Annotated in this window: 9 protein-coding genes; 1 reads left to right on the top strand and 8 read right to left on the bottom strand. The window is 38.1% G+C overall.

From position 1 onward, the window contains the following. Positions 1-78: 78 nt before the first annotated feature. The 7 genes from V7K38_RS28330 to V7K38_RS28365 all read right to left on the bottom strand — a co-directional run bounded on the left by V7K38_RS28330 (position 79) and on the right by V7K38_RS28365 (position 9821). Positions 79-1890: a vanadium-dependent haloperoxidase gene (locus tag V7K38_RS28330; RefSeq protein WP_334862928.1), complete on the bottom strand. Its 1812-nt coding sequence runs from the start codon at positions 1888-1890 to the stop codon at positions 79-81. Positions 1891-2301: 411 nt separating this feature from the next. After that, positions 2302-3369 (bottom strand): NADPH dehydrogenase NamA, encoded by a 1068-nt coding sequence (gene namA / locus V7K38_RS28335; RefSeq protein ID WP_334862930.1) that lies wholly within the window; start codon positions 3367-3369, stop codon positions 2302-2304. Positions 3370-3437: 68 nt separating this feature from the next. After that, a complete protein-coding gene (locus tag V7K38_RS28340; RefSeq protein WP_334862933.1) occupies positions 3438-3641 on the bottom strand; it encodes a hypothetical protein in 204 nt (67 codons plus the stop codon). 920 nt (positions 3642-4561) lie between these two features. Further along, a complete protein-coding gene (locus V7K38_RS28345) occupies positions 4562-5026 on the bottom strand; it encodes a CYTH domain-containing protein (protein ID WP_334862935.1) in 465 nt (154 codons plus the stop codon). Between the two features lie 369 nt (positions 5027-5395). Next, entirely contained in the window at positions 5396-6064 is a 669-nt protein-coding gene (locus tag V7K38_RS28350) for a DUF6875 domain-containing protein (RefSeq protein WP_334862938.1), read from the bottom strand. A gap of 1019 nt (positions 6065-7083) precedes the next feature. Beyond that, on the bottom strand, positions 7084-8754 hold the full coding sequence (locus V7K38_RS28360; protein ID WP_334862939.1) for an alpha/beta hydrolase: 1671 nt from the start codon (positions 8752-8754) through the stop codon (positions 7084-7086). Between the two features lie 434 nt (positions 8755-9188). Continuing rightward, on the bottom strand, positions 9189-9821 hold the full coding sequence (locus V7K38_RS28365; protein ID WP_334862941.1) for a hypothetical protein: 633 nt from the start codon (positions 9819-9821) through the stop codon (positions 9189-9191). Between the two features lie 820 nt (positions 9822-10641). Between V7K38_RS28365 and V7K38_RS28370 the strand changes: the two genes are divergently transcribed. Then, a complete protein-coding gene (locus V7K38_RS28370; RefSeq protein WP_334862944.1) occupies positions 10642-11094 on the top strand; it encodes a hypothetical protein in 453 nt (150 codons plus the stop codon). A 146-nt stretch (positions 11095-11240) separates the two neighbouring features. Here the strand turns inward: V7K38_RS28370 and V7K38_RS28375 are convergent, their stop codons facing one another. Next, positions 11241-11567, bottom strand: a complete 327-nt coding sequence (locus tag V7K38_RS28375) for a YbjQ family protein (RefSeq protein WP_100900674.1) — start codon at positions 11565-11567, stop codon at positions 11241-11243. Positions 11568-12010: the final 443 nt, after the last annotated feature.

The raw sequence follows: 12010 nt of genomic DNA on the forward strand, positions 1-12010 counted from the left end.
ACATACAGACGCGAAAGCATTGCAGCAATTTCGCGTCTATACAAAAGTTTTGAAATTCATTAAATACCGAAAATCGATTTAAACAGTGACTTTTGAACCGTCAAATTTTGTGAAGGTGAAGCCATTGAATGTTTCATTGTAACCCAGTTTTTCATCTCTAAGCAGACTAGTAGCTACCTCTTCTCCCAAAGCTAAAGCAGCTGAACCATCCGAACGCCAATGGATACCACCATGACCGCGACCAATAGCATAGTTAGTCGCCAGTTTATTCAACTCTCCACCTACAGTCAGTGGTGCGCCACTATAAGGAATTACTTTTGTAGGATCATTTGGATCAGGCACTACAGGATCGGAGATAACAAAGTTTTCATCAAAAAATGCTTTCAACAGTGTGACATTAACACCAGCATTGGCAGCTGCACCACCTGTATAAGAGGAATGGGTTGGCGATCCTTCTGGATATGCTTGGGGTAATAGATAGCTGCCAAAGGTGCTAAAGGTCTGAGCCAAAGCTTTAGAATTCAATATCTCGGAATTAATCGGATACCGAGTTTTGTTGACAATATTGTTGTAAATTAGCCCACCATAAGCTTCCGGGCGCAGAATGCGGTGTACATAATACTTCTGCCAGTATGACGCTCTAATCACACGTGAACTAGCCAAGTTAAGCAAAGCTTGTAAATGTCCCACTGCAAACGTTGCATTAGAACCAGTTTGAGTATTTGAGTTGACGTAGGGATTTCCCGAATTCAAAGGTGTACCGATGCTACCAAGAATAAAAGAAGCTCCAAGGTATGTGGGGCCGCCAATATGAGCATACTCACCTAAATCACGAACCGTAACTATATAACGGTTGTTGGGGTCGTATTTTATAGACTTCCCGGAACTACCTCCATTCTGAATAGTTAACCATTCTTGGAAATCGATTAGAAAATCATTACCAGGAAGAGCAGTACGAATCAGTGGGGAAACAGACTGAGTTCCCCAAGAAATAGTTCGTAACAAAAATTGTGAGATGTGAGGCCCATCTAGTACTCCTGGCGGAATCACATATTTTGTACTTTGATCTGAACTGACGTAATTGACACTACCACGAAATAAAGTTTGAGGAGTGACACGGCCATTTTGTTTTGGCCCTCGGAAGCCTGAAAGCTTGTTGAGGTCTTCAACAGCTGCCAAAACCTTTGGGTTGTCAGTATTGTTTTCGAGCTTAGAAAGAGGTACATCTCGGAGTAAAGCTTGCCAGTAGAGTTCAACTGCTTCAGCAGCACGTTCTGCACTAGCTAGAGCCGGTGGTGGCGGCACTGCTATCTGGGCTGCATTGATTCCTTCTAGGCTAATTGCTAGTGGACCTTGAGGATTGACCAGCTTTCTCGTACCACCCAAGATGATATTTTCATAATCATTCGGGTTTTGCGTTGTCAGTGCTTTAGTCAAAGATTTGTAAGCTTCCAACTTGACTTCACCAAGCCCATTATGGGGTAGTCCCCTACTGTCAGAGCCGATTTTGTTGGAATAACGTTCCTCATCGCCGTTGATCGGATGCGGCGGAATGGGAATATTGCGTTCAAGTCTGGCTGCTTCAACACGTACTCGATAGGCTTTATCAACAAACCTGTTGTAGTCGAACGGTTGATTATTATACCGCCTGTTGATATCTTGGGCTTGTACAATATCTCCTCCCTTCTTTGAGGAGAAAGGTGAACCGAAAACTCCTGCAACAAGGCTAGCAGCACTAAACAAACCAGCGCGACCAAGAAATGAGCGTCTGCTGGCGTGACTAGCAAAAAAACGTTTGCTACCTACACGCGGTTGTTTTGGTTTCTCTACTTCACTATTAGCCTGAGTATGTAGCTCAGAATCTTGATGAGAATTAGGATCTACTTGCATAAGATGTTCTCCACGGGCAAAAAATAACGCTAAAATCTAGTCATCTGTGAATAGATGAGCAATTGAAAGCTAGAACAGCCTAAACAAGATACCCACCTCCAGAGAAACAGGGTAATCTTACCGAATTTGGAATGAAACCTGGGGTGATTTTCTTGAAAGTTATGTCGGCATTCAGCGCTCGTATGATGCCTTCATCACATAGCTAGCTGTTATACTTCTGTACTTCTAGTCAGTCTGATAGCATCTTGTCGGGGTTAAAGCATAGCTAAAACCACCATTACCTTCTAGTTAAACCATAAAATACGGTAAATTGACTGACTTACCGTATTTTATGGTTGTTAAATCAGACTTTCTCACAATTAGTGATGAAAATCAAGAGGTTTTTCCAATAAATTTAGCAAGAGTGTGAGATCATAGCCAAGCTCGATCGTATTGAACAGGCCAGAGTTTATCCTGTCCTAACTGTTTCGCTGCTAGATGCGGCCAGTAAGGATTGCGGAGTAGTTCACGTCCCAACAGTACTATATCAGCTACTTCTGTGCGAATAATTTCGTCAGCCTGTTCAGGGGTTGTAATTAAGCCTACGGCTCCTGTATGGATATTGGCTTCGCGGCGGATGCGTTCGGCAAACTGTGTCTGATAACCAGGTTTAATTGGTATATTGATACCTGGTATAATGCCACCCGAAGAACTATCGATGAGATCAACTCCTAGAGACTTAAGTTTGTCACTTAAAGCGATACTTTGCTCGATATCCCAACCTTTATCTGCCCAATCGGTGACAGAAAGACGTACCCAAAGTGGATGCGTTTCGGGCCAAACCTCTCGGACTGCTTGAACAACTTCTCTAAGTAAACGAGTGCGGTTTTCAAAGCTACCACCATAATCATCTTGCCGTTGGTTAGCAAGGGGTGAGAGAAACTGGTGGAATAAGTAACCATGAGCAGCATGAATTTCAACTACCTTGAAACCAGCTTGCAGAGAACGTTTAGCAGCCTGGACAAAGGCATCAATAACTTCCTGAATTCCATCAAGACTCAGGGCTTCTGGAACTGGGTTATCTTTACTAAATGCGATCGCACTACTCGAAATCAAAGGCCGCCAACCTTCCTGAGATTCATCCAGCGCTTTCCCGCCTTTACTCGGTTTGGCAGTACTGGCTTTTCTACCTGCATGAGCAAGTTGAATACCCGCAACAGCGCCAAAATTATGAATCAATGCCACAGTTTTAGCTAAAGTTTCTATGTGTGCATCTGACCAGATTCCCAAATCTTGGGGGCTAATGCGTCCGCGAGGTTCTACAGCTGCTGCTTCTGTTAAGACTATACCTGCACCACCAACTGCGCGAGAAGCTAGATGAATAACGTGCCAATCATTAGCATATCCATTAGTACTGGAATATTGACACATCGGTGAAACGGCGATACGGTTGCGAAAGGTAACTTCACGAATCTTGAATGCTTCAAACAGGTGTGCCATTAGTATTTATCGTAAATAAAAGGGTATAAGACCCCAACTATAAAGGTAGCCCAAGTTTCAGTCGGGGTTTAAATCCCCGTCTGAAATTGTTTTGAATTTTGAATTTTGAATTTTGAATTGTTAACTGGTTCTTGGTTTTGCAATTCCCAAATATCGCATTTTATTTCTTCTCGATCAACTAATAACTGTAAATGATCTGGTAATTTAGTTTTTTGCGAAATTGACCAAATTTCTCCGTAGAAACATTCTCTTTCAATTTGTCCGAGAAACATAGCTTTATTCTCCAGTAATATTACAGTCTGACAGTTGATTCAGGTTTGTATAAGTCTGATCTAATACACGCTCCATTCAAGGACGCTCTCAGACGAAACCCTCTAGAGCTTCCCGTTGTGTGGGTCGGGTGGAACATACCAAACACCAGTACTAAAAGATCCTGTTGCTCTACGCATACCGCAGTAGCTATTATCTACCAGTACCACTTTTCCCCCTTGAGCAGCAGCATTCCAAGCCGCCCAAGTTGCTGATTATTCACCACTTGTGACTAAAATATCAGTCTTTAAATTCAGTTCTGAGATTAAACTCCTACCTGACTTAGATGTATAATGTATAGGACTTACGCAAAAAATAGCCAAAACCCTTATTCTCAGGTAGGGGCAATTCATGAATTGCCCCTACGCCGTATAGTTTTGCGTAAGTTCTAATGTACTCAAGATTACATCTCCTAACTTATTGAATTGGGCATTGATTCTACTCCCGTACCGTGGCTCAGACATAGTTTTTAAGAACCCTTGTAATAGAAGCAAGCTAAGAGTTTGTTAGCTCACCTAGAGAATTTCCAGATTAATCTACTGCAAATTGACTAACTTACAGTAGTATTAGTTATGAGATTTACATAGTTTGTGCTAAAAAACAAGAGTCTATTAAAAATTATTGATATTAATTTGTAAAAAAGTTGAGTTTGTGGCGAAAACTTTCTCAAAAAAATTAGAAGTTACACCAAACTACACAGTGTAAGCACTATTGTTTACGCAATTCCTAAAATTAAAGGGCGAGAATTATACTTGCCAACTAATAATTAAAACAACAGATTCGGAATTGAATGCATTAGATGAAATTAATTTTCTATAATTGTAGGTGCGTATCCCTGAATCTCGTTATCTATTCGTTAGGTATTTTTCCAAAATTTTACCCATTACCATTGTGAAAAAGGGTGTTTTACTAAATTGTTGTTGAAATATCTGGAGTCATCAGAAACTTCTTGTCCAATCCAGCTTGGTAGTTGAATGTGTTGATTTTCATCATTAAGTTCTACTTCTGCTAATATTAATCCTTTATTAACACCATCAAACTCATCGATTTCCCAAATCAAATCACCCGACTCTATTTTATATCTGATTTTTTCTATAAATGGACGTTCACATAATGTCTCAAGTATTTCTTGAGCATCTTCTACAGGAATAGGATATTCAAACTCTAATCTTGAATATTTTATATTGGGGCCTTTAATGGTCAAATAACTTTTTTCCCCTACTACACGTATACGTACAGTTGCTTTGTCTTGTGTGGCAATGTATCCTTGACGATATACAGTACCTTCAGCTAATGCTCTCCAGCTATCTCCGATAACTAAATATTTTCTCTCTATTTCTTTCGCCATTTTTACAATACCTTTGTTTAAAAAAAAGATTATAAATAAATAGGGTTTATAGCAGAAGTATTGAATATTAAGCAAAACCAATAAGAATAGCCCAAAATATGTTAAATTCTGGGCGGAAGATTAAAGTATATCTATTTGATAGTGACTATAAATTCATTTCCCAAAATTGTCAAAGGGATCTTGAGAGGATTACAAAAAAACGATTATCCAGTATTGGACAGATTTGTTGTTAAGATAAAGGACAAGCAGGAATTAGAATACAAGAAAGAATAGGGTTTTAGGCTAATTTATTTTTTTAGATAGCTTTGTTTATTTGAACAATATTTTCTGTATGGCCACAGTAATTTTGTGACCATACTATGTAGTCATTTACCTGAAAATAGCGGTAAGTTCTTCTCTCGCCAAAGCTAATCCTTGATGAGCATTTTTAAACTTTGTTTCATCTGTAAATTTATGAATAAAACATTTTAAATAAGCTTCCAAATACCTAATACGTAAGTGGGGATCAGCCGGACTCAGAAGAAAAGGTAGATCACCTTCAACCATAAACCGAATAGCCAACACGGGGATAGGGCTACGAAGTGGACGAAAGTTTGGGTTATGCAGACCAGGACTTTGATTAAGTTTATGAAACTCTCCTATCATTAGTCCTGATTCAACAAATAAAGGTTTAAGTTTCTCCTGGACACTATCTATTATTTGATAAGCTTCTTCATCAATGTCAGGAAAGATAAGTAAAAAAGCTTTATTAATTGCTAATTCTTGCTCTTTAACTTCCATCTCAAGAAATAGATTTCGGTAGCGTCCAACAATTTCTTCTAATTGGTCTGAATACAAATCTTTTGTACGAATAACTGCTAGACGAATACTGTTTGACTTGAGAGAGTGAGGTACAAAGGGGCAAACTGGGCCGGGTCTTCCTAAATCACGATGAGGCTTTCCTAAAAAGCTTTTCACCCAATGCATAATTTCAAGCAAGTAAGGAAGGTCTTGACTTTGCTTGATTTGTTCGATTTCAATAGTTGTATAAAGTTGCATAACTTTGAGTAAAACTGAATAAATTTTAAGTCAAAATTCAAAAATGTTTGTCTAAGATTATGTACTGAAGAACAACAATTAGTTAACCCAAAAAAACACATAGGAATTTTATGATTTATTCTTCAGCAATTGCTTATAAAAAACAAAAAATTTATATAAATTTTTTGTTTTTTATAACTTTATGGCAATCACTACACAAACATATTTCTGCAACAAGCAACTTGTGTTCATTGATTTTTGGGGTTTAGCTATAGGACTAATGTTTGATTTCTGAAAAGATACGTAGGGTGTGTTAGCGATAGTGTAACGCACCAAATCCTTACAAATGGTACGTTACGGAAGACGTAACACACCCTACATATACTTAGATTTTTTCAAAAATTAAATCGTATTGCTATAGAATATACATGTATTAACCAGCCAATACTCTTACTTTTTTCTACTCTCAAGTTTCTATTATTTTTAACGAGTATTTGTAAAGTTTATATCTAGATAGTTATTTATACTGTAAACTTTTAGTGTTAATTTAACAAAAGCGTCAGCTTAGTATCAAGGTAGTTAAGTTTTACTTAAGTAAAATATCAAAAGTTAAGTTTAATTTAATATAATAGGGTTCATTTAAGGATAATTGTAAGTATATCTGTAGCAAAAATACTGTAGGAGCATCAGTGAGAAGTTAAGGTAATTGCACATTTGTCAAGAGGGTGCAGGAAAAGGCGATAAATCCAGCTTGAAGATTGGCTTTCGGAGATATTTAACCACGCCTAAGTCATGATTTTCTGGGGCAGCAAAATACTTAATGGGGTCTTCGGCGTTACCTTTATCGTAGGCGACACTAAAACGATCCCCTATTTAGGCTGTTGAATACTTTGAAGATAATGATAATTAAAAGAGGGGGAGGAGGCGAGCCACGTTCGCCTCCTCCCCCTCTCCCGACACGCGATTATCATTTTATTAGGAATGTTTTGAGTATTTTAACTGATTGACAAAAAGCGGATATTTTTTTACTTGGCAGTCCCTTATTTATCAACAAATTCTTTGACCACTGTCATAGCATCAGCAGGAATCTGCGTAATTAGGCGAAATGGAAATGCTGTAGTCGAAGCAAACTGGGCATAATCTGATGTCAGAAAGATAGCGTAGTTTTTAGCTTCTGGAGTCATCTGTGCAGCAAAAGCCAAAGTTATCGCTTTAAGGTACTTGCGAACATCTGCTGCTTGTTCACCTACAACTTCACCGCCACTAATGGGTGTATTTGGTTTTCCTATTTGATCTAAAGTAGTACTGGGGTCTTTTACACTTAGATGAGTACCTCCAACTATACCAACTAGCCATTTTGGGGATGGGATTTTGTCAAATCCTACAATCTGTTCAGTTAAAGCTGGGGTAGTTTTATCTGCGGAACCTGCTAATACTAGAGTAGGAATTTGCACCTTAGTTAATCCAGTTTCGCCAAACATCAGAGAAGTTGTAGGATTGAGAGCGATCGCCTGTTTGATTCTAGTGTCCCGTAGTTGGTAGGTATTTTCTGGTAATTCTTGAGCAATGCATTGCATGGCTTCTCCCAGACTCAAGATAGCCAAATTCTTTTTACAGCGTTGTTTGAGCCGTTGTAATTGTAATTCTGCTCCAGCAAGTGCTAAAGCTGTACCACCACCAAAAGAATAGCCAACAACCATCGCGTTCGTGGTTGCAAGTTTCCCTTGTAGGGGATGATTAGGTGTTTGGTTAAGTTTTTCTAATTCATCGAGAACAAAACTAATATCTTTAGGGCGATTTAAAAACTCTTGAGGCTGCACAACTCTGGTTTTGCCTTGTAATGCTAAGTCAGTATTTGCCCCATTACTACCAGGATGTTCTAAAGCTGCCACTACATAACCGTGGGATGCTAAATGTTCTGCTAAGTAACGCAAGTCTGTGCGGACTGACGCGAAACCGTGAGAAAAGACAATTACGGGTTTATTGGGGGTTGCAGTAGTTGACCAGTAAATATCAACTGGAATTTTGCGGCCACGCTTTTGGTCATTCAGGCTTAAGTTGAGTATTTTTACTTGAGCATTTCCTGATTGGCTAGGATCAAAAGGAAATGCAATCTTCGGTGTTCTAGGATTGAGTTGAGGAGCAATAGTTAGCATAAATTGCTGGGTACGCCAAAAAGCTGTATTCAAATTCCTTGCAACTATAAAAGCCTGTGGCAAATTAATTTCTAAACGCTTACTCGGATAAGCAGCGATAAAGCTTAGTATAGAAAGACCCTGCGGTGCAGTAGAGCCTAATACCAATCCTGCTCTAAGTGCTTGTACGCCAGCTTTATCCTTTCTGGCTAAGGCAGTAGCGAAGTCATTGAGAATAGTTGTACCAATCTGAGTATTAATTAACCTATTAATGGTGACAACATTCATCGGTATATTCATGCCCAGCGCTTCCAAGAAGAAGCGGCGTTGTTGTTCAGATAATCCTTTAGCAAAAGGCTGCAAACTTCCAGGCAACTTCCCAGTTTTTGCAGCCTTTTGCAACTCAGCCAGAGAAATGGATTCTGTAAATAAGCCTAAACGCATAACAACGGTGTCAGCCGCAATTGCCGAACTATTTGTTCCGAGCTGCGTAAGTGCGATGCCTACGGGAAGGATTTTGCCCAACGCGCCCAATAAACCTGCAACTGTCTTAAGGCTTCCCCAACTTCTTACCATAAATATTGATACCAATCATTACTTAGGGGAATATAACTAATATTCGTGTATTTGACTACCCCATTCATTGCCGAGAAATAAAAGTATATTTTTTTCTGAACTTGGTAAAATTCAACGTGAGCAGAAGATTGAAGCTTCATACCCGAAAAGGTGAACTGTGATAGTAAAGTTTTCATTTCATTGACTTGGGAAAAATAGCTATGCAAAATATCCCAATTTTAAACAACAAATGTTTTTTAAAAGCTGGACATTAACACATTAAGATGTGTTCGCAATTTTGCCTAAAATCCAATATAAAAGCAAGAATCTTTTAAGTACTAAAAGATCAGTCTATTTTTTAGTTTAAAACTTGATTATTACTTGTTAAAAAATAAACAAAAGCACCTTAATAATAGGTGCTTTAAAAAAAACTCTTTAGTTTTTCAGACAAATTTTTAAGGATTGTAACTGTTAGACCGAGGACTGCGAGTACCAGTTACGGCTCCAATCATTGAGGCTATTAAACCCAACAAAGAACCAAACACAAACCACCATAATCCCGAACGTAAATTAGCTGCCGCTTCCCGAGCTTGTTGGGCACTTACGTTTGCTTGTGGTACATTAACACCGCCTTGCTGTTGTACCTGATTTATAACTTCTCCAGCGTTAGAAGCAGCAACACCAAAAGCACCCGATACTCCACTTGCTAACAGCCATGAGCTAACTGCCAAAGTTGTTGCCCAAAGAATTGCGCCATTAAGAAGGGCTGTATTGCGGTTCATTGGCCCACAAGCACGAGCTGTAACCCAACCACCAGTAAATAGAGAAATTAGTAAAGCGATAGTTGACCAAAGCCCTGCATTACCCGCAGCGTTAGGGGCAATTGTTCTGGGTGCGCCTGAACCTTCAACAGTGCCTGCCGCAACAGCGCCAATGATAGCGCTTAAAATTAATTGAGTGGCTAAAGAAACCAACAAACCAGAAATAATCGGCCCCCAGCGAACAAGATCGTGATATTCAGCTACTCGCCCTGCTACCACAGGCTCATTAGGAATAAGGTCATCACCTGTACGATTTATGTATGACATCGTTTATGTTCTCCAATGCTCTTTGAGCAAATTTTATATCAAATATATTCATGTTTCTGTTTAAAATTAAACAACTTAATTGTTTATTTTAATATCTATCAATAGAAATAGTTAATGAATCTACCTTTAGTAATAAATAATAGTTTTTTGCAACAACTTTTAATAGATTTTAGTATTTATTAATATCCGAATAATTCTTTATAATTTCTCAATATAAAACTCTGATGTTTTTTTAGGAATGTATCAGGAATATTTGTGTATTTGACTACTCCATTAATTGCCGAGAAATAAAAGTAAATTTTGTTCTGTACTTCAGAGCGATCGCTCTCTTCTACCAATATCGTTTTTATTGGAACATCCGGTTATAAACGTTAGGTAAAACTACAGTCTGTAGGGGCAATTCATGAATTGTCCCTACCTAAAGTTATAGTTTTAGCTATTGTTTATGGAAGTCTAGGCAAAGGCTCTGTTGACAGCAATAAATATAACTAAAAAATAAAAAAGCAACCAATTGTACAATTAATCACAGCAAAAAAAATGAGCATAAATCAGTGTTAATAGCCACAAAATCCTGATTACTTCTCAGCTATATTTAATACTGTAACAAACCTCTAAAACAGAATAAGCGATCGCATAGACAATCTGCATTTTTTGTAGGTTGATACTTTGACTGCAATTTTTCGATAAAAATTTAATCGCCTGATTAATATTTTGTCTTTGCCATTTATAAGGTGTTGTAGGTGAATAGTTTTACTGCTGTAGCTTCACTATCATTACTCATCAAATTTTCCCAACTGCATCAACAATTTTTCTTGGGTTTATGCGTCGCAGACTTTACTATATTTTAATTTTGCTATTCTCTGTGATTATTACTACAGTGTGGTGGCCTGTGAATGATTCTGATTGTAATTCTGAAGCTTTTTTAGCATCAAAAACTACAAAATTCCGAGTACATGCAACTAAGGTTATTATTCAGCCGTGGCTTGGTCGTCATCATGTATATGGAATCTTTATGATTCCTGATGAATACAAACAAGCTAAATTTTTTGTGTTAACAGTCCAAGGTGCTGGTAGTTACTGTTCAAAACAATTTGGTTATCAAAAAAACTTTAATGATATCTTTGCTGAACCAGGAACTTATCTGCTGAGAAAGTTTATTAGAACTCGAACCGCTCTGAGGCTTATTTTCCAAGGTTTGTACTTTCAAATCAATGATAATAAGAATTGGACGTTGACTTTGCCTGAACTAAAAACTAGTCAAAACAAAGGATAGAGGTAAAATACTCAAAAGATAAGTAAGTAGGCGTAATTAAATATAAGATCAAATCTCACCCTCAATTCCTCGCCTTACTAAGGAGAGGGAAGCCGGAGGCAGGGTGAGGTTTTATATTTAATTTGACCCATTTACTTAATCAAAAATTAACGCATTCTCACAGCAGTGCCTGTGGCAGTAATCAGTAAAAGAACTCCTGACTGGTCAAGATTGATTGTGCCAGTATCAATTTCAATCCCAATCACTGCATTCGCTCCTAAACGTTGCGCTCGCTGTTCTAGTTCTTCTAGTGCCTTGCGTTGACCCTGCTCAAATAGACGCTCATAGCTACCAGTGCGTCCACCAATAATATCCCGAATACCAGCCAAAAAATCCCGCAAGAAATTGCTACCATAGACCACTTCTGCTGTCACAATGCCTAAATATGACTCAATCACGGCTCCTTGAATCACATCAGTGGTAGTTATTATCATAAATTAGTCTCCTAGATGGCATATTAGGTTAGGATTTGATATTTATTATCAAAATACATATATAAAACTAGTCTGTATTGATACAGCTTTTATCAATATACTCGCACATACTTATAGATTGCGATCGCTTCCAGAGAGCGCACAGCGCCATTGCAAATACGCTCTTATTTATACTATTGTTCTGGCTAAAAGCTATGATTTTAAGGAACATTTTGCTTACTAAATTTATCTTACCGTGTAATGACTAAAAAAGATGTAAAAGTCTGGATAGCAGATTCCTAAAAGATAGTATTAATGACTCCAAATCTGAGAAAAATTAAATAGGGAGCCAGCGAACTATTAAATGAAATAACAAATAAGAATAAATGTTAAAGCCTCTGATATTGGCGGATCACCTCTTTAGGATTAAGTTAGATATCTGTAGCCTTTCTCTAAAATGCAGG

Origin of the sequence: Nostoc sp., from assembly GCF_036917465.1 — a bacterium.
Lineage (GTDB): Bacteria > Cyanobacteriota > Cyanobacteriia > Cyanobacteriales > Nostocaceae > Nostoc.